The organism is Pseudomonas sp. TH31, assembly GCF_016650815.1.
Classification (GTDB): Bacteria; Pseudomonadota; Gammaproteobacteria; order Pseudomonadales; family Pseudomonadaceae; genus Aquipseudomonas.
Genome location: NZ_JAEKEZ010000033.1, coordinates 24,501 through 48,279, shown reverse-complemented (window position 1 = coordinate 48,279; position 23,779 = coordinate 24,501). Strand labels below are relative to the sequence as shown.

23 protein-coding genes and 3 pseudogenes are annotated in these 23,779 nt (G+C 60.1%); 7 read left to right on the top strand and 19 right to left on the bottom strand.

Annotated elements, in window-relative coordinates; all coding sequences use genetic code 11:
- Positions 1 to 200 precede the first annotated feature (200 nt).
- Positions 201 to 428: a DUF6555 family protein gene (locus JFV26_RS25860; protein ID WP_201196358.1), complete on the top strand. Its 228-nt coding sequence runs from the start codon at positions 201 to 203 to the stop codon at positions 426 to 428.
- A 75-nt stretch (positions 429 to 503) separates the two neighbouring features.
- Here JFV26_RS25860 and JFV26_RS25855 read toward each other — a convergent pair whose 3' ends face one another.
- From JFV26_RS25855 to JFV26_RS25845, 3 genes are all read right to left on the bottom strand, one after another.
- Positions 504 to 662: a hypothetical protein gene (locus JFV26_RS25855; RefSeq protein ID WP_201196356.1), complete on the bottom strand. Its 159-nt coding sequence runs from the start codon at positions 660 to 662 to the stop codon at positions 504 to 506.
- A gap of 66 nt (positions 663 to 728) precedes the next feature.
- Positions 729 to 1,040 carry an AzlD domain-containing protein gene (locus JFV26_RS25850; protein WP_446739951.1) on the bottom strand — a complete coding sequence of 104 codons (312 nt, stop codon included), beginning with the start codon at positions 1,038 to 1,040 and terminating at the stop codon, positions 729 to 731.
- Positions 1,040 to 1,738: an AzlC family ABC transporter permease gene (locus JFV26_RS25845; RefSeq protein WP_201196353.1), complete on the bottom strand. Its 699-nt coding sequence runs from the start codon at positions 1,736 to 1,738 to the stop codon at positions 1,040 to 1,042. Before JFV26_RS25845 ends, JFV26_RS25850 begins: the two co-directional genes overlap by 1 nt.
- A 319-nt stretch (positions 1,739 to 2,057) precedes the next feature.
- On the opposite strand from JFV26_RS25845, the gene JFV26_RS25840 reads away from it, so the two are divergent.
- The 3 genes from JFV26_RS25840 (at position 2,058) to JFV26_RS25830 (ending at position 4,590) form a co-directional block, all read left to right on the top strand.
- Positions 2,058 to 2,993, top strand: coding sequence for a sensor domain-containing diguanylate cyclase (locus tag JFV26_RS25840; protein ID WP_201196351.1), 936 nt, complete (start codon positions 2,058 to 2,060; stop codon positions 2,991 to 2,993).
- A gap of 295 nt (positions 2,994 to 3,288) precedes the next feature.
- Positions 3,289 to 4,155: a 4-hydroxy-tetrahydrodipicolinate synthase gene (dapA, locus tag JFV26_RS25835; protein ID WP_201196349.1), complete on the top strand. Its 867-nt coding sequence runs from the start codon at positions 3,289 to 3,291 to the stop codon at positions 4,153 to 4,155.
- A 60-nt stretch (positions 4,156 to 4,215) separates the two neighbouring features.
- The gene (locus tag JFV26_RS25830; RefSeq protein ID WP_201196348.1) at positions 4,216 to 4,590 is read left to right on the top strand and encodes a DUF2784 domain-containing protein; all 375 of its coding nucleotides are present in this window, start codon (positions 4,216 to 4,218) and stop codon (positions 4,588 to 4,590) included.
- 80 nt (positions 4,591 to 4,670) lie between these two features.
- Here the strand turns inward: JFV26_RS25830 and JFV26_RS25825 are convergent, their stop codons facing one another.
- Both JFV26_RS25825 and JFV26_RS25820 read right to left on the bottom strand, forming a co-directional pair.
- The gene (locus JFV26_RS25825) at positions 4,671 to 6,248 is read right to left on the bottom strand and encodes a sensor domain-containing diguanylate cyclase (protein WP_201196346.1); all 1,578 of its coding nucleotides are present in this window, start codon (positions 6,246 to 6,248) and stop codon (positions 4,671 to 4,673) included.
- 100 nt (positions 6,249 to 6,348) lie between these two features.
- Positions 6,349 to 6,876 carry a DUF3087 domain-containing protein gene (locus JFV26_RS25820; protein WP_201196344.1) on the bottom strand — a complete coding sequence of 176 codons (528 nt, stop codon included), beginning with the start codon at positions 6,874 to 6,876 and terminating at the stop codon, positions 6,349 to 6,351.
- Positions 6,877 to 7,094: 218 nt separating this feature from the next.
- Here JFV26_RS25820 and ppnN point away from each other — a divergent pair, with 218 nt between their 5' ends.
- Both ppnN and JFV26_RS25810 read left to right on the top strand, forming a co-directional pair.
- Positions 7,095 to 8,468, top strand: a complete 1,374-nt coding sequence (ppnN, locus tag JFV26_RS25815) for a nucleotide 5'-monophosphate nucleosidase PpnN (protein WP_201196343.1) — start codon at positions 7,095 to 7,097, stop codon at positions 8,466 to 8,468.
- Positions 8,469 to 8,558: 90 nt separating this feature from the next.
- Positions 8,559 to 8,999, top strand: coding sequence for an NUDIX hydrolase (locus tag JFV26_RS25810; RefSeq protein WP_201196342.1), 441 nt, complete (start codon positions 8,559 to 8,561; stop codon positions 8,997 to 8,999).
- Positions 9,000 to 9,166: 167 nt separating this feature from the next.
- On the opposite strand, the gene JFV26_RS25805 is transcribed toward JFV26_RS25810, so the two are convergent.
- The 14 genes and pseudogenes from JFV26_RS25805 to JFV26_RS25740 form a co-directional block, all read right to left on the bottom strand.
- Entirely contained in the window at positions 9,167 to 9,574 is a 408-nt protein-coding gene (locus tag JFV26_RS25805) for a hypothetical protein (RefSeq protein ID WP_201196341.1), read from the bottom strand.
- A gap of 370 nt (positions 9,575 to 9,944) precedes the next feature.
- Positions 9,945 to 10,616, bottom strand: coding sequence for an NAD(P)H-binding protein (locus JFV26_RS25800; RefSeq protein WP_201196340.1), 672 nt, complete (start codon positions 10,614 to 10,616; stop codon positions 9,945 to 9,947).
- 73 nt (positions 10,617 to 10,689) lie between these two features.
- Complete coding sequence (locus tag JFV26_RS35030; RefSeq protein WP_201196339.1) at positions 10,690 to 10,974, bottom strand: hypothetical protein; 285 nt, start codon at positions 10,972 to 10,974, stop codon at positions 10,690 to 10,692.
- Positions 10,975 to 11,017: 43 nt separating this feature from the next.
- On the bottom strand, positions 11,018 to 12,460 hold the full coding sequence (locus JFV26_RS25790) for an FAD/NAD(P)-binding protein (protein ID WP_201196338.1): 1,443 nt from the start codon (positions 12,458 to 12,460) through the stop codon (positions 11,018 to 11,020).
- A gap of 13 nt (positions 12,461 to 12,473) precedes the next feature.
- Positions 12,474 to 13,241: an ABC transporter ATP-binding protein gene (locus tag JFV26_RS25785; protein ID WP_201196337.1), complete on the bottom strand. Its 768-nt coding sequence runs from the start codon at positions 13,239 to 13,241 to the stop codon at positions 12,474 to 12,476.
- A gap of 3 nt (positions 13,242 to 13,244) precedes the next feature.
- Entirely contained in the window at positions 13,245 to 14,585 is a 1,341-nt protein-coding gene (locus tag JFV26_RS25780; protein ID WP_201196336.1) for an ABC transporter substrate-binding protein, read from the bottom strand.
- A 25-nt stretch (positions 14,586 to 14,610) separates the two neighbouring features.
- Positions 14,611 to 15,660: a branched-chain amino acid ABC transporter permease gene (locus JFV26_RS25775; protein ID WP_201196334.1), complete on the bottom strand. Its 1,050-nt coding sequence runs from the start codon at positions 15,658 to 15,660 to the stop codon at positions 14,611 to 14,613.
- A gap of 4 nt (positions 15,661 to 15,664) precedes the next feature.
- Entirely contained in the window at positions 15,665 to 16,546 is an 882-nt protein-coding gene (locus JFV26_RS25770; RefSeq protein WP_201196332.1) for a branched-chain amino acid ABC transporter permease, read from the bottom strand.
- A complete protein-coding gene (locus tag JFV26_RS25765; protein ID WP_201196330.1) occupies positions 16,546 to 17,322 on the bottom strand; it encodes an ABC transporter ATP-binding protein in 777 nt (258 codons plus the stop codon). The genes JFV26_RS25770 and JFV26_RS25765 overlap by 1 nt, the downstream gene beginning before the upstream one ends.
- Positions 17,319 to 18,223, bottom strand: a pseudogene (locus tag JFV26_RS25760) (AMP-binding protein). The gene JFV26_RS25765 and the pseudogene JFV26_RS25760 overlap by 4 nt, the downstream one beginning before the upstream one ends.
- Before the next feature lie 587 nt (positions 18,224 to 18,810).
- On the bottom strand, positions 18,811 to 20,214 hold the full coding sequence (locus tag JFV26_RS25755; RefSeq protein WP_201196329.1) for an LLM class flavin-dependent oxidoreductase: 1,404 nt from the start codon (positions 20,212 to 20,214) through the stop codon (positions 18,811 to 18,813).
- Positions 20,214 to 20,651: an acyl-CoA dehydrogenase gene (locus tag JFV26_RS25750; protein ID WP_201196327.1), complete on the bottom strand. Its 438-nt coding sequence runs from the start codon at positions 20,649 to 20,651 to the stop codon at positions 20,214 to 20,216. The genes JFV26_RS25755 and JFV26_RS25750 overlap by 1 nt, the downstream gene beginning before the upstream one ends.
- Positions 20,652 to 20,661: 10 nt before the next feature.
- Entirely contained in the window at positions 20,662 to 21,855 is a 1,194-nt protein-coding gene (locus JFV26_RS25745) for an SfnB family sulfur acquisition oxidoreductase (RefSeq protein ID WP_201196325.1), read from the bottom strand.
- 157 nt (positions 21,856 to 22,012) lie between these two features.
- Positions 22,013 to 22,575, bottom strand: a pseudogene (locus JFV26_RS25740) (helix-turn-helix domain-containing protein).
- Between JFV26_RS25740 and JFV26_RS25735 the strand changes: the two are divergent.
- Positions 22,570 to 23,599, top strand: a pseudogene (locus tag JFV26_RS25735) (DMT family transporter). The pseudogenes JFV26_RS25740 and JFV26_RS25735 sit on opposite strands and share 6 nt — an antisense overlap.
- Positions 23,600 to 23,779 lie beyond the last annotated feature (180 nt).

Here is a 23,779-nt window from a genome sequence, read left to right as displayed (position 1 = left end):
GACAGGACACCAGGGCAATGCTTGCGGGCGAATACTGCATAAGAACTGAACGAACCCTGAACGGAAACACTCTGAATAAAGAGGCTCAACCAGCTTCTTTTTCAGGAGAGCCATTTCTGCATGACGCCAATACCGCAGATCCCTCTAAGTTCCCTATTCGACGACTGGGCCAAAGTTTTGGCTGGCTTCAGGAGGAATACATGAGCGAACTTGTTCCTTATGCCGTGCATTATCTGCTCGACGGTGTGCGCCGGCACTTTTTCAAACTGGCGGTGGGGTTTTCCGATGTGCAGGCAATTCATTCGGCCTCGGCACACGCTTATCCCGAATCCGGCCACAAGATTGCCTCCTACACCAACCTCGAAACCGCGCGGGACAAAGCGTTGCAATTGGGTATTACGCAAATACGCTGGAATGAAGCGATTTGATGCTGCTTAAAAGATCGCAGCCTTCGGCAGCTCCTACATAGAAACACAATCCCCGAAGGCTGCGATCTTTTGACTTTAAGGTTTAAGCGGAATTTCTACGTCGCGATCTGACAGTTCTTTACCGTCGTCAGGATGCTTCCAGTCCGGCGTCGAGCGTCTCTGGCGCTCAATCTCTTCTTCGCTCGGCTCATCCGTGCCTTCATCCAGGTCCGGCTGTTTTGGATCGGTTGCCATGTCCACCTCTCTTCCTGAAGCGATCAGATATCAGCTTTAAGCGTAGAACAGTTTCGCCACCCCGGCCTACAGCCACCAGCGCAGCAAAAAGAAGAAGCCCATGCTCAACAGCATGCTGAGTAGCGTGTTACGGGTATAAAGCACCAGCCCCACCGCCACCAGCGAACTGAGCAAATAAGGGTTGTCCCACTGCCGGTTCAATTGTTTGTCCGGCATAAACACAATCGGCCCGCAGATGGCCGTGAGCATGCCCGGCACCGCAAACCCGAGAAACTGCCGCGCATTGCTGCTCAAGCGCACTGGCAATCGCGGCTCAAGAAACACGTAGCGGTTCAGAAACACCAACACGCCCATGCCGATAATCACTGCCCAAACGATCATGTACGCCCCGCATACAGCTTGTTGCAGATAAACCCGGCGGTCATGCCCGCCAGCCCCGACAGCACCAGGGCCGAGCCCCATTGCCAATAGCTGAACAGCACCGAACAGAACAGCGACACCGCCACACAGACCACCGTCGGCACGTTACGCACCACGGGTGTAATCAGGGCGATAAAGGTCGCCGCGATGGAGAAGTCCAGCCCCAGATGTTCCAGGCCCGGAATGCTGCTGCCGAGCACGATGCCGGCCAGGGTGAAGAGGTTCCAGGCAATGTAGAACGTCAGCCCCACGCCCAAGGCGTACCAGCGGTTGAACTGCTGTTTGTCGTGCTGGCTGGTCAGGGCGAACAACTCGTCGGTGAGCAAAAAGCCCAACCCCGCCCGCCAGCGACCCGGCAACGGTGAAATCACCGAACGCATGCTCATCCCGTACAGCAAATGCTGGGAGGTCAGCAGCAGCGTGGTCAGCAGGATCGAAAAGACCCCGGCCCCGCCCTTGAGCATGCCGATCGCCACCAGTTGCGCGGCACCGGCAAACACGATGCTCGACAAGCCCTGACCTTGCAGGGGCGTGAGGTTGGCCTCGATGGCCATGGAACCGGCCAGCAGCCCCCAGGGTGCGGTGGCCAGGGACAGCGGCATGATCGCCGCCGCGCCCCGCAGAAAGGCAGTGCGCGGCATGAGTGAATTCGACATAACGCTCTACAACCCATGGAAAGACCAACAACTGTGCCAGCAGACGCCGCCGAAGGCTTGAACAATCTTGCGCACTTTCAAGGAGAGCCTGTTGCCCTAATACCGCTCAGCTCAGAAGATCGCAGGAGAAACACGCTCTTTGTAGCAGCTGGCGAAGCCTGCGTTCGGTTCGGGCCGCGTTCGGACCGAACGCAGGCTTCGCCAGCTGCTACACATCGCGTCACGGCCCTGTTGCGCTGCCTTTCATCGGCTGCCGGCTTGCTTCGCCACCGCAGTATCAACATGATGGCCCTGAATTTCTCCTTGAGGCCTGCCCTTTATGAGTTCCGTCGATACCGACAGCGATGTCTACAAAACCCTGCTTGAGTCGACCAAGGCGATTCCTTGGCGGATCGACTGGAAAACCATGACGTTCAGCTACATCGGCCCGCAAATCGAAAGCGTGCTGGGCTGGAAGCAGGACAGTTGGACCTCGGTCAATGACTGGGTCGAGCGCATGCACCCGGATGACCGCGACTACGTCGTGGACTTCTGCGTGTCGCAATCGCGGGCCGGTGTCGACCATGAGGCCGACTATCGCGCGTTGACCGAAAACGGCGACTACGTGTGGATTCGCGATGTGGTGCACGTGGTGCGCAAGGACGGTGAGGTGGAGGCGCTGGTGGGCTTCATGTTCGACATCAGCGAGCGCAAGAAAACCGAAGAACACCTGATTCGCCTGCAGAAACAGCTCGAAGAATATTCGTTCCAGGACGGCCTCACCGGCATCGCCAACCGGCGCATGTTCGACACCGTGCTGGAACGCGAATGGAGCAACGCCCAGCGCACCGGGCTACCGCTGTCGCTGTTGATTCTGGATATCGACTACTTCAAGCAGTACAACGATCACTACGGCCACATCCAGGGTGACGAATGCCTGCGGCGCGTGGCGCAAACCTTGTCCCTGGCCGCCAACCGGCCACGGGATTTCATCGCCCGGATCGGCGGCGAAGAGTTCGTCTGGCTGCTGCCGGAAACCGATGCCGAGTCCGCCAGGCTGGTGGCGCGCAAATGCCTGCACTTGATTCGCCAGCAGCACATTCCCCATGAGTTTTCGTCGGTTTCAGCGCTGGTGACCCTGAGCCTCGGCGTTGGCACCACCGTCGTACACCTGGGTGATAGCGCACTGAATTTCGTCGAACAGGTCGACAAGCTGCTGTATCAGGCCAAGCACAACGGGCGGATGTGCGCCGAGTTCGGCGATTTCCGGGATTGACAAGGCAATTGACAAACCGCGCGCAGCCTTTTAAAACTGGGCGCCTCAATCAGGGTGTCAGCAACATGTCCGCAACCTTCAACCTCAACTCTATCGTCAGTGGCTTGAATGCCAAGGCGCAAGGTTGCGTTGCGAACACCCTCAAATCGAAGAAACAGTCGCTCATGTGACCGGGGCGCGCTGTCCCGTCAGATGAGCTGACAGGACATTGAGCGCGACGGGCACCCTTCCCCTGCTTACTTTCCTTCTGCGCTTCTGACGGTGACGACATCGGTCAACCTTCAGGAGAAGTAACATGTCATCGTTTCAAGGTATCTGGGTCCCTCTCGTCACGCCGTTTCACCACGGCGCCATCGACTTCGTCGGGTTGCGGCGGCTGGTCAGCCATCTGTTGGAAAACGGCGTGGATGGCGTTGTGGTCTGTGGCACCACCGGGGAAGCCGCGGCGCTGGGCAAACATGAGCAACTGGCGGTGCTCGACGCTGTGCTTGAGTTGGTGCCCGCCGAGCGGGTGATCATGGGTCTGGCCGGCAACAACCTGACCGAGTTGCTGCAGTTCCAGAACGAAATCCTGAAACGGCCCCTGGCCGGCCTGCTCGTGCCGCCGCCGTATTACATCCGTCCGTCCCAAGCGGGCCTCGAAGCCTTTTTCAAGACTGTCGCCGACGCCTCCAGCGTGCCGGTCATTCTCTACGACATCCCCTACCGTACCGGCGTGGCGTTCGAGCAAGCGACCTTGCTCAGCATCGTCGCTCATGAGCGGATCGTTGCAATCAAGGATTGCGGCGGCAATCAGGCGACGACCCTGGCACTGCTGGCCAGTGGCAAGGTTGACGTACTGTGCGGCGAAGACCCGCAAATCTTCAACGCCTTGTGCCTCGGAGCGACAGGCGCGATCGCCGCCTCGGCCCATGTGCATCCCGAGCTGTTTGTGGCGCTGTACCGACAGATTCGCGACAACCAGCTCGCGACTGGCCGAACGACATTCTTCCGGTTGCTGCCACTGATCCAGAGCCTGTTTATCGAACCCAACCCCGCCCCGGTAAAAACCGCCCTGGCCCTGCAAGGCTTGATCGACGACGAACTGCGCGCGCCCATGCAACGCAGTGGCGAAACCACCGTGGCGCGTTTGAAAGACGTACTGGGCGCATTGAATCGATAGAGCGCAGGCCACCAGCCCGAGTAACATGCAGCGATTCACTTAAAAAGTCAGGGAGTCGACATGCTTTACCGAATCGCCGCGGACGGACTGGTGCTGTTTCACCTGTTGTTCATTCTGTTCGTGCTGTTTGGCGGGCTGCTGGTGCTCAAATGGCGCCACCTGATCTGGTGGCACCTGCCCGCCGCCGCGTGGGGTGTGATCGTGGAAGTCTTTCACCTGACCTGCCCGCTGACCTATTGGGAAAACCTGATGCGCGAGGCCGCCGGGCAAACCGTTTATGGCGGCGGTTTCGTCGAGCATTACGTTTTGCCGGTCATTTACCCGGCCGGACTGACACCGACGATTCAACTGGTGCTGGGCAGCGTGGTGCTGGCGGTTAATCTGGTGGTTTACATTCGGCTGTTCCAGTTGTGGAGGTTGCGTCGGGCAACGTGAGCTCGGATGCCGCGCTACCTGCACCGTTGTGATCGGCACTGTTCACTGCAGGAGCAAGGCTACGAGCGCTTTGTCTGAACTCAGTTGGCGATGACGCTCATGTTCCGGCCACTGGCCTTGGCCACGTACAACGCCTTGTCGGCGGCGCCGATCAAATCGTCGGAGGTGGCTTGCGACGCCGGGTCGTAGGCGCAGACACCCAGGCTGACCGTCACCGTCCCTTCGGCACTGTCAGTGTGCTTGATACCCGCCAGTTGAACCGCACGACGGATTTTTTCCGCCACCAGGAAAGCCCCGACGTAGTCAGTGCCGGGCAGCACCACCGCAAACTCTTCACCGCCATAACGCGCCGCCAGGTCTGCGGGGCGCTTGATGTTGTCTTTGATGATGGCGCTGATATTGCGCAAGCACTCATCACCGGCCAAATGCCCGTAGAGATCGTTGAACAGTTTGAAGTGATCGACATCGATCATCAGTAGCGCAAGACCGGTCTGGCTGCGCCGGGAGCGGCCCATTTCCGCCACCATGAACAGATCGAACTGACGCCGATTGGACAGTCCGGTCAGCGCATCTTCGAGGGCCAGCAGTTCCAGACTGCGGTTAACTTCGATGAGTTTTTCCTGGGCCCCCAGCAGTTCACTTTGAATGTGATTCTGTTGCTTCATGACCCGAATGAGCCGATAACCGAGCGCACCAAGGAACGCCAGCAGCAGTGACACGATAATCGCACTGTTCATGGACTCCTGCCGCCAGCCGTCCAGCACTTCCTCCTTGTTGAGGGCTGCGGAGACGATCAGCGGATAACCACTCACCCGTCGAAATCCGAGCACCCGCTCAACGCCATCGATCACCGACTTGAACGTTGCCGTCCCCGAGCTGGCACCGGGTAGAAACTGGGTAAACAACGGCCCGTTGGCAACGCTGGTGCCGACTTCGGCTTCGTTGAAGGGCCGACGCACAACGATGGTGCCGTTGTCCGCAATCAGGTTGATCGCGCCGTTGTTGCCCAGGTCGATACTGTCGTACAGCGCGAGGAAATGATTGAGATAAATCGTTGCCAACGCCACACCGGCGAAGCTGCCGTCGGAATGATTGATCCTTCTCGACACCGTCATGATCCACTCGTCGGTCGAACGACTCTTTATCGACGGACCGATATGCGGGCCACGGTCGGTATGGTCACGATGGAAGATAAAGTACTCACGGTCAGCGTTATTGGCATTTGGCACAATGGCGCCGTTGGAGTTGACGAGCCAACGCCCGTTTTCGTCGTAGATAAACAAACCATGGAGCTGGGACAGCTCACTGCGTTGCGCACTCAGCAGACTTTGTATTCGGGTATACGGTGCCTGACCCATCCCGTCCTTTTCAACGCGATCGACCAGGGTAAACAGCAACGTGTCGGCCTGTTTGATCGTTGACTGCGCCTGAGACGCGAGGGTTTGGGCGAGGTTGGACATCGCCACTTCCTGGTCATGCAGATGGTACTGACGCGAATTCCAGCCTTCCCAAATCGCTATGGCGGACATGGACAGGCACACCGCGACCAACAAAACCACGGCATAACGAACCTTGAGCTTGGCCTCGACCTGCTCGGCCAGCAAGGACGCCGTTGGCTGAAGGCTTTCAATACGCACTTTGACTGACGGATGCCCCATGACATTCCCTGATTTGTGATGAAGAGGCGATGCTTCCTGGTCGCCTCCTTGACCAAGAGATCGGCCGATCCATGCCCGACCTCAGCCCCCACTATAGTCGTTACCGGGACGACTGCTTCACCGCTTCAAGCCATGTCGGGTTCAATTGCGTCTGCTCAATGTCGAGGCCCAACGCTTCCATCCGCGCCTTGTGCTGATCCATCTCGCGGGTCAACTGGCTGTGATCGCTGGAGTTTGCGTCTAGCTCATGCATCTGGCTCAACCCCAGATGATAGAAACGCAGCAGCTTCATGGCGCTCGGATCGTCCTTCTCCACCGCCGCCGTCACCTGGTGCATGACGTTGGTGACGCTCATCAGGCTGCGCTTGAGCCGCCAGCCGTAGACGGCTGGGGCCATCCACGCCTGGCTCCAGAACTTGCCGCGCATCAGCGCCGCCATCAGCAGCACCGCGACAAACACGCCGCCAACGTTGAAGCGCAGGTTGTCGCCGCCGGGTTCGCCGAACAGCGCCACCGCCGCGGTCGACAGCACCATCGCCAGCGCCAGGAAAATCAGGGCGATGATCACCGTGCTGCGCCGGGTCTGGCGTCGGAAGGTTTCGGCATTCATCGGCTGGATTTCAAACATCTTGGCTAGCGTCCTTGAGTCAGTGGGCAATAAAGAATGCGGGGCATTATCGCCTCATCGCAGGATTTAGCTATGCTGGGGCTCCTTTTCATCTTTTCATCATCAAAAGGAGAACATGGCGAGACACCGCAGTTCGTGCCATCTTCTTTCATGGATACATATTATTCGAATGCCAGTCGCTCCTCCTCTATGAATGGCATCGTTTTAAGGATCATTGAATGTCCCAACGACAAGTAATCAACGCTTCGGTAAGCCCCAAAGGCAGCCTGGAAACCCTGTCCCAACGTGAAGTTCAGCAACTGAGCGAAGCCGGTTCCGGCAGCACCTACACCCTTTTCCGCCAGTGCGCCCTGGCCATCCTCAACACCGGCGCCCACGTTGATAACGCCAAGACCATCCTCGAAGCCTACAAGGACTTCGAAATCCGTATTCACCAGCAAGACCGCGGCGTACGCCTGGAACTGCTGAACGCCCCGGCCGACGCCTTCGTCGACGGCGAAATGATCGCCAGCACCCGTGAAATGTTGTTCAGCGCCTTGCGCGACATCGTCTACACCGAAAACGAACTCGATGCCCAACGCATCGACCTGAGCACCTCCCAGGGCATCAGCGACTACGTCTTCCACCTGTTGCGCAACGCCCGCACCCTGCGCCCCGGCGTCGAGCCGAAGATCGTCGTGTGCTGGGGCGGCCACTCGATCAACACCGAAGAATACAAATACACCAAGAAAGTCGGCCACGAACTGGGCCTGCGCAGCCTGGACATCTGCACCGGTTGCGGCCCCGGCGTGATGAAAGGCCCAATGAAGGGCGCGACCATTGCCCACGCCAAGCAGCGCATCCACGGCGGCCGCTACCTGGGCCTGACCGAACCAGGGATCATCGCCGCCGAAGCGCCAAACCCGATCGTCAACGAACTGGTGATCCTGCCGGACATCGAAAAACGCCTGGAAGCTTTTGTCCGCGTCGGCCACGGCATCATCATCTTCCCGGGCGGCGCCGGTACTGCCGAGGAATTCCTGTACCTGCTGGGCATCCTGATGCACCCGGACAACGAAGGCCTGCCCTTCCCGGTCGTCCTTACCGGGCCGAAACATGCGGCGCCGTACCTTGAGCAACTGGACGCGTTCGTCGGCGCCACCCTGGGTGAAGCGGCGAAGCAGCATTACACGATCATTATCGACGACCCGGCAGAAGTGGCACGGCAGATGACCGCAGGCCTGAAAGAGGTCAAGCAGTTCCGCCGCGAGCGCAACGACGCGTTCCATTTCAACTGGCTGCTGAAGATCGACGAGGGCTTCCAGCGCCCGTTCGACCCGACCCACGAAAACATGGCCAGCCTGCAGCTGAGCCGCCAACTGCCAGCCCACGAACTCGCCGCCAACCTGCGCCGGGCGTTCTCCGGCATCGTTGCCGGCAACGTCAAGGACAAGGGTATTCGGCTGATCGAAGAACACGGGCCGTATCAGATCCGTGGCGACGCGGCGGTGATGCAACCGCTGGATCAACTGCTCAAGGCTTTCGTTGCGCAGCACCGAATGAAACTGCCGGGTGGCGCAGCGTATGTACCCTGTTATCAGGTGGTTGCGTAACAACGGACGTACACAGGATTTGTGGCGAGCGGGCTTGCCACCTCGTCACACATGCCCTCCTGGCACTTTCCAGGGATGGAGAAACGGCTCATGCGCCAACGCAACGCAGCAAGGCTACTCGTCATCAATCCCTCCAGCCAGGTGCTGCTGTTTCGTTTTCAGCACCTGGGTGATGCCCTGAACGGTCGCGACTATTGGGCGACGCCTGGGGGCGGTGTCGAGGAAGGTGAAAGCTTTGAAGCGGCGGCGATTCGCGAGTTGCTCGAAGAAACGGGGTTGCAGGTCAACAATGTCGGCACCTGCGTAGCCGAGCGCAACTTTACGATGATGCTACCCAGCGGTGAGACCGTGTTGTCCGTTGAGCACTATTTCGTCGTCCGCGCCGATGGCGAACAGCTTTCACGCGATGGCTGGACTGCCGATGAAGCCCTGGTCATGACCGAACACAAATGGTGGTCCGTCGCCGAATTGAAAGAAACCAGCGAAACGGTCTGGCCAGAACGATTGATCGAAATGCTGGGAAACGCCTGAGATCCCCCAAGCACCCATATCCCCTGTGGAGCTGCCCTGGTCACACGGCAAGCGACCTTCAAACAATCGAGTTATTAACCCAACCATTCAAAGGTCCGGCAAAACGGGCTTCGGCGAAGTCCTTTGCAGCGAATACTGCGAAGATCCTTGGAACCGGGCCATCAAGCTCAGTTAGATCTATCTACTTTGTACTCATTTCTCTTGGAGCTAAACAGTACCACGCCGCCTTGTTTGGCCGACTTAACGACATAATGGACATAAACCTTATCTGCATTGGCCAAATTAGGATGAATCGCCCCCTTAACTGGCTCGTTGACGTCCTCGACATAAGCGCCCGATCCCGATATACCGGAACCGGTAATCCACATGCTTACATACTGCCCCACATCGATGCCTGGATAAGCATCGACAACGATAAAACCATTACCGTCAACTATATCCCTAAGGCGAACAGCGCCGGCTTGCGACGGAGTGATAATCGGCGCCGGCAGTAAATCTTCAAGCGGAGTATAGTCATAGTCCATAAAAAACTCTCTAATGGTTAATAAAGCGATCCCATGTTCAAATTCGCTCAATAAACTAGTACGATTCAAACTTCAACTGGCGCAAAAGTAGAGTACTTATTCCCCTAATACGATAGGGAAACTCCTAGAACAACTAGTAGTATCTGGTAAAACGCCCACGCAACGCCGCCAGACTCCTCGTCACCAAGCTAATGACCGAGCACAAATGGTGGCCGTCCCCCAATTGCAGCAAACACACGAAACAATCTGGCCCGAGAGCTTGATCGAAATGCTCAATAACGCATGCCCCCTCCCAAACACCACAACTCCCCTGTGGGAGCGAGCCTGCTCGCGAAGAGGCCATCACACACCACATCAACCTTACCTGACACTCCACTTTCGCGAGCAGGCTCGCTCCCACAGGAGTTCGGCGCCCGGTTCACTAACCCCTGAGCGCCGCTGCCTGAATATCCGGCGCTTCCAGCACCGCAATCGCCGCGCCATGCCGAGCAACCCCCAACATCGCCCGCCCGACCGAAACGGTAGTCAGGACGTGCCGGGGAAACAGCCTGCGCAACAGCGGCAATAACGGCCCCATCACGATATAAGTCCAGCGATATGCCGAGGTCTTGGACACCGCGCCATTCAACGGCTGGATCACCCCTGGTCGAAACAGGTAAACCGCTTTGAACGGCAAGCGCAGCAGCGCATTCTCGGTACGCCCCTTGACCCGCGCCCACATGCTCTTGCCCTTTTCGGAACTATCAGTACCGGCGCCCGAAACATACACAAAGGTCATGTTCGGATTGAGCCGCGCCAACACCTCGGCCACTGCCAGGGTGAGGTCGTAGGTGAGGCGTGAATACTGCGTTTCATCCATCCCGGACGATGAAACGCCCAGGCAGAAAAAGCAGGCGTCGAAGCCTTGCAGCTGCCCTTCGACTGCGCTTGGCCGGGTCAAGTCCGGCACCACCAGCGATTGCAGCTTGGGGTCCGTCGTTTCGACCGGCGTTCGGCCGACGACAACCACCTGCTCGACATCTGCCGCGAGCAGGCTTTCGCGCAGTACACCTTGGCCGACCATGCCGGTGGCGCCGAAGATCAGTGCTTTCATGGGATTCCGATTCCTGATACGTCTTGAGTAAGAGATAGAAGGCTACGATGAGAGACACGCATCCCCAGGCCGCTTAAAGCCCCTGCTGCATATCCACCACAAACCGATAAAGTACCTCGCCTTTCTCCAATCGCTCGAACGCCTCGTTGATCTCGCTCATGGCGATCACTTCCACATCGGCAACGATGTTGTATTGGGCGCAGAACGCTAACATTTCGTGGGTATCCAAGCTGGCGGGCAGTACGCCGCGTTGAGAGTGGAATGGGATGAAAGCCCGAGGAGCCTGCTCTCGTTGGGTCGCGACGCGGCCCCTTATCCCGGACAGAAAGGGGACTGCTGCGCAGTCCAGCGCGAGCAAGCCCCCTCGCCACAGGTTTCTCGCCTGGCTCTAGACTCTCTTGCTAGAGTTTAGTTTTGCCTCCAGCCAATCGCGCCGCCAACGCCTTGGCCTGGCTCGCCACGTCCGTCACCGCCGTACTCTCCCACCACATGCCACGCAACGGCGGCCCCATGGCAAACAACCGTCGGGCAACCCGCCCCTCGGCGTCCAGCACCGCGCCGTCTACCACCGCCGCAATCCCCAGCGCCAACGGCCCCGGCCTGATCAGCCCACGGGCCAGCAACTGTTGTGGCAGCGGTCGGGCGACCCGGCGCCAGTCATATTCGATGCCGCTGGAGTTGATCAACGCCGCGCCGCTGACAACCACCGTTTCGACTTCGCCACGGCGTCGGATTCGTATGCGCACTTCACCGTTCGAAGAAGGCTGCAACCCCTTGAACGATGCGGCCTGAATCCGCAACCGTCGTTCCCCGTGCAGTCGCGCCACCAGTTCGGCACTCAGCGGTGGCGAGCGGTGGTGATGACTCTCCCACCACGGCCGCACGTGTCGCACGAATTGCCGGCGCTGCACGTCCGTCGCCTGGCTCCACAACCGGCCGATGTGCGCCCGCACGGTGTCGAGCGGTGATTGCCAGTCGATGCCTTGGGCGATGGCGTCCCGGCAATGCCGACGCAGCTCGTGCAACAACTGGCGCGGTGAGCGAATGCTGTGGTCCTCGGCCAGGAAATCCACCCAGGCCGGTGGCTGGCGCCGCACATGCGGCAGCAACCCATGCCGGGAGAACACTTCAATCGGCCCGCGATGCCCGGCCTGTTCCAGCGACACCACCGCATCGACCATGGTCAGGCCCGAACCGATGATCAGCACCGTGGACTGCGGGTCCAGTTGCCGCATGGCGGCGACATCCCACGGGTCAAGCGCTGCCGCATTCAAACCGCTGGACTCGGTCTGCGGCGTGCGGGCGGCGGGGAACATCCCGGTGGCCAGCACCGCAAAAGTCCCCTGCAAGCGTTGACCGTCGCTCAGGGTCAACCGCACTGAATCATCGAGGGTTTGCAGGTCAACCACTTCAGCCCGCACATGCTCGACACTCGAACCGTTCAACGCCCCAACCGCTTGCGCTTCGGCCAGCCGTTGCTGCACGTACAGGCCGAAAATCCCCCGAGGCGGGAACAACTGACTAACTGGTACATGCTGCTGGTCCGACTCCGGCCAGCCACCGGCCGCGATGTACTGGGTCAGCCATTGGGTCAGGTCATCGGCGTTGTCCGGGTCGACGCTCATCCGCGCCGCGTTGCCATTCAGCGTATGGCCCAACTCGACTGCGCTGTAGGCCTCGCCCCGGCCGAGTTCGGTGCGCGGTTCGATCACCAGCAGTGAACGCCGGCCGGGCAAACGCAACAACTGCGCTGCCAGCATCGCGCCGCTGAGGCCGCCGCCGATGATCAGAATGTCTGCGTGGCGAATGGCGTCGGTCGCCTGTCCGCTGGAGGTTTGATTCATGGCGTTCTCATGGTCAGTGTTTGCCCAGGTAAAAGTCGTGCAAATCGCCACGCGCCAGCAGTGCCTCGGCGCTGCCGGACAACACGACGCGCCCGGTGTCGAGCACGTAGGCGTGGGAGGCGTACTTGAGCGCCACATTAATGTTTTGCTCGGCAATCAGGAAGCTCACCTGCCCGTCGCGATTGAGCTGGGCAATGATCTCGAAAATCTCCTGGACGATAATAGGCGCCAAACCCATGGAAGGTTCATCTAGCAGTACCAAAGTAGGACGCGTCATCAACGCCCGGCCGATGGCGACCATCTGCTGCTCACCGCCGGACGTCAGCCCGGCCTGGGTCTTGCGCCTGGTTTTCAGCCGGGGGAACCAGGCGTAGATGCGCTCCAGATCCCGGGCCATGTCCTGGCGACTCAAGCGCCGGACAAATCCGCCGCTGCGCAGGTTGTCCTCGACGGTCAACTGCGCGAACACGTGTCGACCTTCCAGCACATGCACCATGCCCTGGCGCACCCGCACGCTCGGATCGACGCCCGCCGTATCGCGCCCCAGAAACTCGATGCTGCCGCGACTGACTTCGGCGCGCTCGGCGCGCACCAGCCCGGAAATCGCCTTGAGCGTGGTGCTTTTGCCCGCGCCGTTGGCCCCGAGCAATGCAACGATGCCGCCCTTGGGCACCGTCAGCGACACCCCGGCCACGGCGAGGATCGCGCCGTCGTAGATCACTTCGATATCTTTGACCTGCAACAGGTCATTGGCGGCAATGTCGCTGACGGCCTGGCTCATGGCTCACTCATCCCCGTTGCAGGTACGTGGCGTCAGGCCTTTTTCCTTGGCGAACGCCGCTGATTTTTCATCGATCAAGGGCCGCAGCAAGGCGCGATCCGCCGGGATCCAGTCGCTGATCAGCGTCCAGTTGGCGCCATCCCACTGCTGGACCCGCGCCGAACCACCGCCCTCGTGATCCTTGCAGGACAACTTGAGGTTTTGCATCAACCCGAAGTAGCCCATGCCCTTGAGTCGAGCGTCGTCGATGTTCAAGTGTTCCAGGCCCCAGCGACCTTCTTCGCCATTCAAGGGACGTTTACCAAACTTGCCCTGCGCCGTGCGGATCGCCTCGACCATTACCGCCGCATTCACCAGCCCGGAGTTGTAGTAGACGCTGCCGAAATTCTTCAGGTCCTTGAGGTCGCTTTTACCCTGGTCGAGGATGTATTGCTTGAGGCGTTTGTGGATCTCGAAATCCGTGCCGGCCGGGTATGGCGTCAGCGCCAGATAACCTTTGGCGGCGGCGCCTGCGGGCAACACGTCTTCGCTGGAGCTGGCCCAGATGTCGCCGACGATGTGGTCCACCGGGAAGCCGAAACGTGCAGCCGTCTTCACTGCCACCGGCGTCGACACACCCCAGGTGCGCAGGAATACCCAGTCCGGGTTGAGCTGGCGAATCTGCCGCCATTGCGCCGACTGTTCGTTGCCCGGATCCGCTACCGGAATCTGGATGTTTTCGAAACCGTACTTCTCGGCCAGCAATTTCAGCGGGCCAAGGGTTTCGCGACCGTAAGCCGAGTCGTGGTAGACCGTGGCGATTTTCTTGCCCTTGAGTTTGTCGAAGCCGCCCTCGCGCTGGGCGATGTAGTTGATCAGGCTCGACGCCTCGCTGTAGAAGGTCAGCATCACCGGAAAGTTGTAGGGGAACACCGTGCCGTCGGTGGCTTCGGTGCGGCCGTAGCCGAGGGTGATCAGCGGGATCTTGTCGACCTCGGCCCGCTCACTCAGGGCATACGCCGCCGGGGCGCCGTTGGGGGAATAGATCGCCACCGGGGCGCCATCCAGGCCTTTCTTGAAGCGCTCATAGCACTCGATACCCTTCTCCGCCGTCCATTCGGTCTCGCATTCCTGCCAGACCAGTTTCACGCCGTTGATCCCGCCCTCCACCTCGTTGATGTAGTTCAGGTAATCGAGCATCCCGGCCCACACCTGCACGCCGCTGGAGGCGTAGGCGCCGACGCGGTAAGTGGCCAACGGGAAGAATTGCTGGTCCGGCGAAGCCTGGACCACCGGTACCGCGCTGCTGAGAACTGCCAGCGTCAGAGCGGCGCCGACCAGTGAACGTTTCAAGGATGCACGCATGTTGTCTCTCTACCAGGTCAGGAATTCAGAAGCGCAGCGGCCAGTGACGCAGCCGTTCACGAAGGTTGTTCAGCAGGCGAATCAGGCCTTCCGGCTCCTTGATCAGGAACAGGATGATCAGTACGCCGAAGATGATTTTTTGCAGGTTTTGCAGTTGCCCGGCGTCCACCGCTCCACCGAACAAGGCCTGCCCGGCGTGGCTGAGCAGGATCGGCAGCAGGCTGATAAACGCCGCGCCGACGAAGTTGCCGGCGATGCTGCCCATGCCACCGATAATGATGATGAAGAGGATCTGGAACGACCGATTGATATCGAAGCTGCTGGCGCTGGCGGTGCCCAGGTAGGCGAAGGCCCACAGCGCACCGGCGATGCCGAGGTAGAACGAGCTGACGGCGAACGCCAGGTGCTTGTAGCGCACCACCGGGATGCCGATGACGGCAGCGGCAGTGTCCATGTCGCGGATCGCCATCCAGTTGCGGCCGATCTGGCTTTTCACCAGGTTGATCGCAATCCAGGTCAACAGCAGCACCGTCGTCAGCGTCAGCAAATAACGGCCGACCGGGGTATTGAGGTCATGGCCAAACAGCGCCAGTTTCGGTGCGGAGATGGTCCCCGAGGAGCCGTAGTTGTAGAACCAGGGAAATTTGACGAACAGCCACTCAAGGAAGAATTGCGCCGCCAGCGTCGTGACCATCAGGTAAAAGCCTTTTATCCGCGAACTCGGCAGACCGAAGACGAAACCCACTACGGCGCTGATCAATCCGCCACCGAGCAGTGCCACCGGCAAACCAAGTTCCGGCAAACGCAGCAGAAAACCGTAGGTCGCGAAAGCGCCGACCGCCATAAACCCGGCCGCACCGACCGAGGTCTGGCCGGTGTATCCGGTCAGCAGGTTGAGGCCGAGCCCGGCCAGGGACAACACCAGAAAAGGAATCAAAATCGCATTCAGCCAATAGTCGTTGCCGGTCAGCGGCACGATCACGAAAGCGATCAACAACAGGCCCGGCAACCCAAACGGCACACGCCGCTGGATCAACACCGATGGCGCGGTTTCACGGGTAAGGGAAATCGACATGAGTTCAGACTCGCTCGATGGCGTGCTCGCCGAACAGGCCGGCGGGACGGATGTACAGGAAGGCCAAAGCCAGGACGTAAGCGAACCACGGCGTGATGCCGCCGCCGATCAGCGGGCCGATGTAGACCTCGGCAAGGTTCTCCGCCGCACCGACAATCAGCCCGCCGACAATCGCCCCGCCGATCGAGGTGAAGCCGCCAATGATCAACACCGGCAAGGCCTTGAGCACCACCAGCGACAGGGAGAATTGCACCCCTTGCCGCGCCCCCCAGAGCAACCCGGCCACCAGCCCGACCACGCCGGCCACCGCCCAGACGATCTGCCAGATACGATTGAGGTTGATACCGATCGACAAGGCGGCGGTGGTGTCATCCGCCACGGCGCGCAGGGACACGCCGATCCGGGTCTTGTTGAACAGCAGCGCCAACACCGTCACCAGCACGATGGCGGCTGCGGCGGCGATCAGATCGAACTGGCTGACCATCAACCCGCCGATGAAAATCGGCACGTCGTCGATGCCCAGATCCAGCGCCCGCACCTGCGAACCCATCAAGCCTTGGGCCAGGCCTTCAATGATGAACGACAGCCCGAGGGTGGCCATGAACAGGGTGATCTGCGAGCGATTGACCAATGGCCGCAGCACCAGCCGCTCGATCAGCAACGCGCCGATGATCATCACCACGACGCTCAGCAACAATGCCAAGGCGAACGGCACGCCCTGGTCGTGCAGGCTGACGAAGGTCAGCGCGGCGAAAAGGAGCATCGAACCCTGGGCAAAATTGAACACACCGCTGGCCTTGTAGATCAGCACAAAACCAATGGCAACCAGCGAATACATGGTCCCGGCGAGCAAGCCGCCGAGCAGGGTTTCGAAGAAGAACGTCATCAGTGCACCACTCCCAGATACGCCGCGATCACGTCGGGATCGGCCTGCACTTCGGCGGGCGTGCCGTCGCCGACCTTACGCCCGTAATCAAGCACCACCACGTGGTCGGACAGACCCATGACCACGCTCATGTCGTGTTCGATCAGCACCACGGTGGTGCCGAGGTCGCGGTTGATGTCGGCGATGAACCGGGCCATTTCCTGTTTTTCTTCAGCGTTCATCCCGGCCATCGGTTCGTCGAGCAACAACAGGCGCGGGCCGGCGATCAAGGCGCGGCCCAGCTCCACGCGCTTTTGCAGGCCGTAGGACAGATTGCCCACCGGCACGTCGCGACAGGCTTGCAGTTCGAGGAGCTCGAGAATGCCCTGGGCCTGCTGGCGGAAGTCTTCGGCTTCTCGGCGGGCTCTCGGCAAGCCCAGCGCCTGCTCAATGAAACTGCTGCGCAGATGCCGGGACAGGCCTGTGAGGATGTTGTCGATCACGCTCATTTTCTTGAACAGCGCGTTGTTCTGGAACGTACGACCGATGCCCCTGCGCGCGGCGCTCAGCGGGTCGATGCGCTTGAATGGCTGCTGCTCGAAGACTATCGAGCCGGCATCAAGGCAGTACACACCGTTCAGTACGTTAAGCAGCGAACTCTTGCCCGCGCCGTTGGGGCCGATCAGCGCGCAGATCTCGCCCTTGCGCACGTCGAAGGACAAGTCGTTGATCGCCTTCACGCCTTTGAACGACAGGGAAATGCCACTGACTTGCAGGATGGAATCGGTCGAGCTCATGCGATGTCCCGTTTGAATTCGGCAAGCCAGGTTGGCGCGGGTTGAGCGCCGGGCGTGCGGGGGCTTGCCAGATGAAATGCAGGTTGTTGAAGCCCAGCAGTCGGCGAACGCGGTTTTTGATCAGCCGTTGCAAGCCTTTCTCTGGGTGGGCGATGGCCCAGTCGCAGAGGCGGCGGCGCCAGGTGCCCAGCGGTGCGAGACGGCTGTCGATTTCATCGGCCAGCCGTTGCAGGCGTTCGGCGGACAGCACCAACCCGGACGGGACGACTTCCCGGCGATCACGGCTGGCGCTGCCGGGGCTTTCCGGGAAGGCCAGGGCTTGGCCGCTGGCCAGCCATTGATCGAGCAACACACCGAGGCCGTCCTGCCATTGGGTGCCCTCTTCGCTCCAGAGCTGGGCGCCGACGCTACCCAGACGCAGGCGTTGCGGCGGCTCCACCGGGCCGAGCAGCTCGGTGAAATCCAACAGCGATTGGCCGTGGTTGAGCCACAGTTGCCGGGGTTGCCGGCCCTGAACGAAGGCGTGAGTTGGCCGGCTGCGCCACAGCACTTTGTGCAGCGCCTCGGTGTCGAGGGTGTCGGACACTGTCAGCACTTCACCGCCCAAATGTCTCGCAGCCAAGGCCAGCAGCAACAGATCCGGTTCGAAGGCACCGCTCAGGGCCAGCCGCGAGTCTTCAGTAAAACCCTGCTGGCGCAAGCCATCGGCCAACCGCTCGACATCGCGCAAGGCATCGATCCAGCGCCAGACAAACCACTGACCGTGGCGCTTGTGCCGCAACGCCGTTTGCAACGGAGCGACCTGCCCCCAGTGGCGCAATTGCTCCAAGGCCTGGGGCGCCTTGACCTGCCACTCGGCAGTGTCCGCACTGGGCGGACGTTTGAGTTCATGCACGCTCATGGATTGACCTCTATGTCATGGGCAAAAGCGTGCGGTGGTCCGCTGGGCTAAGGGTTATCGCCGTCCCCTGTGGGAGCGGGCCTGCTCGCGATGGCGGTCTAACAGGCAAATCACTGTTGAATGTGCTGGCCTCTTCGCGAGCAAGCTTTGCTCCTACAGGGGTTCTATGTCGGTCTGGGTATTTGTGTGCAACCCGATCAACTGTGGGAGCGAACCTGCTTGCGATAGCGGTCTAACAGGCGACATCACTGTTGAATGTGCTGGCCTCTTCACGAGCAAGCTTCGCTCCTGCCGGGGTTCTATGTCGGGCTGGGTATTTGTGTGCAACCCGATCAACTGTGGGAGCGAGCCTGCTTGCGATGGTGGTCTAACAGGCGACATCACTGTTGAATGTGCTGGCCTCTTCGCGAGCAAGCTTTGCTCCTGCAGGGGTTCTATGCCGGTCTGGGTATTTGTGTGCAACCCGATCAACTGTGGGAGCGAGCCTGCTCGCGAAAGCGGTGTATCTGGCAACACTGATGTTGAATGTGCCGGCCCCTTCGCGAACAAGCTCGCTCCCACAGGGATTTGTGTTGCGTTGAAATTGTTTAGGCAGACACCAGCTTTTTGTCCTGCTGCCGCAACGCCGCCAGGTCCCGATACCCCGCCCCCGGATGAATCTCCGGCAATCGCGGGCCTTCGCCGAACAATTTCTCGCGCAAGGTCCCCGGCGCATATTCGGTTTTGTACACGCCACGCTTCTGCAACTCGGGCACGAGTAACTCCACGGCATCGATGAAGGTTTCATGGGTCAACGCATAGGCCAGGTTGAACCCGTCCACGTCGGTCTCTTCGACCCACTCTTGCAGCAGGTCGGCAACGGTTTGCGGGTTGCCGACAAACAGCGGCCCGAAGCCGCCGATGCCGACCCAATCCGCCAACTCATTCGGAGTCCAGACCTTGTTCGGGTCCGCCGTGGAGAACGCCTCCACCGCCGACTGAATCGCATTGGTGTGTACGTGCTTGAGCGGCTCATCCGGTTTGAACTGGCTGAAATCAATCCCGGTCCAGCCCGAGATCAACGCCATGGCGCCCTCGTAGCTGACCCAGGTTTTGTATTCCTCAAACTTGGCCTTGGCCTTGGCGTCAGTTTCGCCGAGGATCACCGTTTGCAGGTTGAAGATCAGGATCTTCTTCGGATCGCGCCCCGCTTCAGCCGCCCGACGACGAATATCGGCAACGGTCTTCTTCAGCAGCACTTTCGACGGCGCCGCGACAAACACGCATTCGGCATGTTCAGCAGCGAACTGCTTGCCGCGACTCGACGCACCGGCCTGATACAACACAGGCGTGCGCTGTGGCGAAGGCTCGCAAAGGTGAATGCCCGGCACCTGGAAGTGTTTGCCGAGGTGCTGGATTTCATGGATTTTGCTCGGGTCGCTGAAAATCCTGCGCTCGCGATCACGCAGGATCGCGCCCTCTTCCCAACTGCCTTCCCAGAGCTTGTAGCAAACTTCCAGATATTCTTCGGCGAAGTCGTAGCGGGCGTCGTGCTCGGTCTGGTTTTTCTGACCGAGGTTCTTCGCGCCGCTCTCCAGGTACGAGGTGACGATGTTCCAGCCGGCGCGGCCCTTGGTCAGGTGATCGAGGGTCGACAGGCGTCGGGCGAACGGGTACGGGTGTTCGAAGGATAACGACGCGGTCAGGCCAAAACCCAGGTGCTCGGTGACCAGCGCCATCGGCGGGATGAGTTGCAGCGGATCGTTGACCGGCACCTGCGCCGCCTGACGGATCGCCGCGTCACCGTTGCCGTTGTAGACGTCGTAAATGCCGAGTACGTCGGCGATGAACAAGCCGTCGAACTTGCCACGCTCAAGGATTTTCGCCAGGTCGGTCCAGTATTCGAGGTCCTTGTACTGCCAGGAGCGATCCCGCGGATGCGCCCATAACCCCGGAGACTGGTGGCCGACGCAGTTCATGTCGAAGGCGTTGAGACGAATTTCACGGGCCATCAAACTGCACTCCGAAAACGTGGGGGATGAATGCCGTTGAGGCGGAAGTTGCCGATGAGGTGGAGCTTCCAGCACAGCGGATCGTGCAGCGATCCGTGCAATGCGGTGCGTTGGCCGGTGAGTTCGAATTCGGCGTTGCTGACAGCATTCAAGGCTTCGGCGCTGGCCAGATGCGACTCGGCGATGGCGACGCTGATCTCGGTATCGTCTTCATCACTATTCAGAAACGCCTCGGCGCGTTCGAGCAGTGCCGCGGCGACTTCAATGCGGATGTGCAAATCGCCGAAACGGCTGATGACGTAAGGATCATCGGTGGCTTGCGCCTGTTGGCGAACGAAGCGCAGCGTTGCATCGAGCAGGCTGCGGGCGTTGTGCAAGTCGTGCTGACTTTTGGCCAGGGGTTGTCCGGCAATAATCGGTTGGGTCAAAGCGTTCATGGTGGGCTCCTCAGTTCCAGGCGTGGCGCGCGGGCTTCACGCCGTTGAGCAGGTAGTTGCCGATCAGGTGGTATTTCCAGCGCGCCGGGTCGTGCAACGTGTGGGTCCGGGCGTTGCGCCAGTGACGGTCGAGGTTGTACTTGCCGAGCACCGAGCGGGTGCCGGCCAGTTCGAAGAGCTTGCTGCTGGCGAGCAAGGCGATCTCGGCGGACAAGACTTTGGCTTGGGCGACCACCACTGAAGCGTGGGCCACGGTGTCTTCGTTGGGATTGAGTAACGCCTGGTCGATGGCGAGGCCGGCCTTTTTCAGGATGGCTTCGGTGCCGTGGACTCGCCATTCGAGGTCACCGATGGCGGCGATGCTGAACGGGTCCTGCCAGCCGTGATCCTGGCCACTGTCGATCCACGGCCGGGATTCGCGGGCGTAGCGCTTGGTTTCTGCCAATGCACCGACGGCGATGCCGGTGTCCACGGCGGCCTGGATGATTTGCGAGATAGGGCCGTCGGCGGTGGGCTCGTCGAACGACTTGTGGGCCGGAATCACAGCGCTGAGCGGGACTTTGACTGCGCTTAGGATGACGCCGCCGCTGGCCGTGGTGCGCTGGCCGAAACCGTCCCAGCTGTCGATCACCGTCAGGCCAGGGTTGTCACGCTCGATGAAAGCGATAAAGGCCTGATTCTGTTCGTTGACCGCCACCGCCGGCACGATGTGCGCGAACAACGCGCCGGTGCAGTAGAACTTTTCGCCGTCGATTTGCGCGGTGTCCTGGTCGAAGCGAATTCGGGTTTCGAAGGCCCCGGCGTTTTTGCTTTTGGATTCGGAGAAGGCATTGCCGAAACGGTAGCCTTGCAGGACTTTGCCGAAGTAATAGCGCTTCTGCTCCTCGGTGGCGGTTTGCAACAGGATGTCGAGCACGCCGAGATGGTTTTGCGGGATCTGGCCGAGCGATGAGTCGGCGGCGGAAATGATCTTGATCACTTCGGCGACGGTCACGTAGGACACGCCGGCACCACCAAATTCTTTGGGGACGGTGATACCCCAAAGACCGCTGGCGGAGAACTCGTCCAGTTCGACCACCGGCAGGCGTCGCTCGCGGTCACGGACGCTGGCTTCGACGGCGAAGCGTGCAGCAAGCTTGTGCGCGACGGCGATGGCCTCGGCGTCCGAGCGGATGATGTGGGCGGTAATGGGTGAAGTTGTCATGGGGCCGACTCCGTGGTTCCGGGTGAATACCCAAGACCTTTTGCAGGAGTCGTGCCTGAATTTAAAAACCTTTATTTCAGCTAGTTGCAGAGCTATTAGAGAAACACTTACAGCTTAAAAACAACAAAGTGTTCATCAACTGTTGGCCAGTAGACAGTCAGATCACCACATTACGCACAAACCGCGCTGCCACCGGTCCATCATTACGATAGGTATGGGGCTGGTTACTGGCAAACATGAAGAACTCACCGGCGGCGATTCTCTGCGGTGTGTCGCTCAGCATCAGCGTCAGGCAGCCTTCGAACACAAAGATCTGCTCACTCCAGCCTTCGGCATCCGGTTGTGACGGATAGACCTCGCCCGGTTGCAGGCACCATTCCCATTGTTCCACCTCACGAGTAGCGGTGGCTTTGGACAGCAACACCGCTTTACTCCCCGCAATCGTCCCGGCCCAGGCCAGTTCGTTGATGCGGCTCGGATCGCGGGCATCCGGGGCCTGGATCAGATCGCTGAAAGCGACGTCCAGCGCTTCGGCCACACGGTCGAGCGTGGTCAGGCTGACGTTCTTCTCGCCGGCCTCGATCGCCACCAGCATGCGCCGGCTGACGCCAGATTTTTCGGCCAGAGCAGTCTGGCTCATCTCGGCGGCGTGGCGCAGCCGTCGAACGTTCTGGCTGACGTGCTGGAGGACCGAAGCCCGCGGGGAGAATCTTTGTGCACTATATTGCTCACTTGGTGGAGTTGGGCAGTATACTGCGCAACATTCGGGCGCATTGTGCGTCCGCCTCAGGTAGCGCGCAAGGTCATGACGTCGGTGAATTCCCCTCAGGCTACTTCCCGTTTCTCGCGGTTCAGCAAGGCCGAGTGTGTGCTGGTGCTGATTACCATGGTCTGGGGCGGGACCTTTTTGCTGGTACAGCATGCAATGACCGTCAGCGGGCCGATGTTTTTCGTTGGCCTGCGCTTTGCGGCGGCGGCAAGCATCGTCGCGCTGTTCTCCTGGCGTCATTTGCGGGAGCTGACCCTGTTCGAACTCAAGGCCGGTGCCTTTATCGGCGTGGCGATCATGCTTGGGTATGGCTTGCAGACCGTCGGGTTGCAGACGATTCCCAGCAGTCAGTCGGCGTTTATTACCGCGTTGTACGTGCCGTTTGTGCCATTGCTGCAATGGCTGGTGCTGGGGCGGCGGCCGGGATTGATGCCGAGCATCGGGATCATGCTGGCGTTTACCGGGTTGATGTTGCTGTCGGGGCCTTCGGGGGCTTCGCTGAATTTCAGTCCGGGTGAAATAGCCACGTTGATCAGCGCCATCGCGATCGCGGCGGAGATTATCCTGATCAGCACCTATGCCGGCCAGGTCGATGTACGGCGGGTGACCGTGGTGCAATTGGCGACTACCTCGGTGTTGGCGCTGTTGATGGTGGTACCGACAAACGAAGCGATCCCGGACTTCTCCTGGTTATTGCTCTGCAGCGCCTTGGGCCTGGGCGCGGCCAGTGCGGCGATTCAGGTGGCGATGAACTGGGCGCAGAAGAGTGTTTCACCGACTCGGGCGACGTTGATCTATGCCGGCGAACCGGTGTGGGCCGGGATTGCCGGACGCCTGGCCGGGGAGCGGCTGCCGGCGATTGCCTTGCTCGGGGCGGCATTGATTGTGGCGGCGGTGATCGTCAGTGAGTTGAAGACCAAGGGTAAAGCCGCCGTTGCGGTCGACGAAGCATTGGAGCGCGAAGGCGAACGTTGATACAGCAAGATCAAAAGATCGCAGCCTTCGGCAGCTCCTACAGAGGTACGCATTCCAATGTAGGAGCTGCCGAAGGCTGCGATCTTTTTGCGCCCGCGGAATTTCGAAGCATTGAAACAATGAAAAACCGGCCGTTCCCGCCTACCTTGTAGGATCCTGCCACAGGTTGGCGTTTGGCGA

Coding starts and splice junctions, on each gene's coding strand:
- JFV26_RS25860 (WP_201196358.1), top strand. CDS start 201: ATGAGCGAACTTGTTCCTTATGCCGTGCATTATCTGCTCGACGGTGTG.
- JFV26_RS25855 (WP_201196356.1), bottom strand. CDS start 662: ATGGCAACCGATCCAAAACAGCCGGACCTGGATGAAGGCACGGATGAG.
- JFV26_RS25845 (WP_201196353.1), bottom strand. CDS start 1,738: ATGTCGAATTCACTCATGCCGCGCACTGCCTTTCTGCGGGGCGCGGCG.
- JFV26_RS25840 (WP_201196351.1), top strand. CDS start 2,058: ATGAGTTCCGTCGATACCGACAGCGATGTCTACAAAACCCTGCTTGAG.
- dapA (WP_201196349.1), top strand. CDS start 3,289: ATGTCATCGTTTCAAGGTATCTGGGTCCCTCTCGTCACGCCGTTTCAC.
- JFV26_RS25830 (WP_201196348.1), top strand. CDS start 4,216: ATGCTTTACCGAATCGCCGCGGACGGACTGGTGCTGTTTCACCTGTTG.
- JFV26_RS25825 (WP_201196346.1), bottom strand. CDS start 6,248: ATGGGGCATCCGTCAGTCAAAGTGCGTATTGAAAGCCTTCAGCCAACG.
- JFV26_RS25820 (WP_201196344.1), bottom strand. CDS start 6,876: ATGTTTGAAATCCAGCCGATGAATGCCGAAACCTTCCGACGCCAGACC.
- ppnN (WP_201196343.1), top strand. CDS start 7,095: ATGTCCCAACGACAAGTAATCAACGCTTCGGTAAGCCCCAAAGGCAGC.
- JFV26_RS25810 (WP_201196342.1), top strand. CDS start 8,559: ATGCGCCAACGCAACGCAGCAAGGCTACTCGTCATCAATCCCTCCAGC.
- JFV26_RS25800 (WP_201196340.1), bottom strand. CDS start 10,616: ATGAAAGCACTGATCTTCGGCGCCACCGGCATGGTCGGCCAAGGTGTA.
- JFV26_RS25790 (WP_201196338.1), bottom strand. CDS start 12,460: ATGAATCAAACCTCCAGCGGACAGGCGACCGACGCCATTCGCCACGCA.
- JFV26_RS25785 (WP_201196337.1), bottom strand. CDS start 13,241: ATGAGCCAGGCCGTCAGCGACATTGCCGCCAATGACCTGTTGCAGGTC.
- JFV26_RS25780 (WP_201196336.1), bottom strand. CDS start 14,585: ATGCGTGCATCCTTGAAACGTTCACTGGTCGGCGCCGCTCTGACGCTG.
- JFV26_RS25775 (WP_201196334.1), bottom strand. CDS start 15,660: ATGTCGATTTCCCTTACCCGTGAAACCGCGCCATCGGTGTTGATCCAG.
- JFV26_RS25770 (WP_201196332.1), bottom strand. CDS start 16,546: ATGACGTTCTTCTTCGAAACCCTGCTCGGCGGCTTGCTCGCCGGGACC.
- JFV26_RS25765 (WP_201196330.1), bottom strand. CDS start 17,322: ATGAGCTCGACCGATTCCATCCTGCAAGTCAGTGGCATTTCCCTGTCG.
- JFV26_RS25755 (WP_201196329.1), bottom strand. CDS start 20,214: ATGGCCCGTGAAATTCGTCTCAACGCCTTCGACATGAACTGCGTCGGC.
- JFV26_RS25750 (WP_201196327.1), bottom strand. CDS start 20,651: ATGAACGCTTTGACCCAACCGATTATTGCCGGACAACCCCTGGCCAAA.
- JFV26_RS25745 (WP_201196325.1), bottom strand. CDS start 21,855: ATGACAACTTCACCCATTACCGCCCACATCATCCGCTCGGACGCCGAG.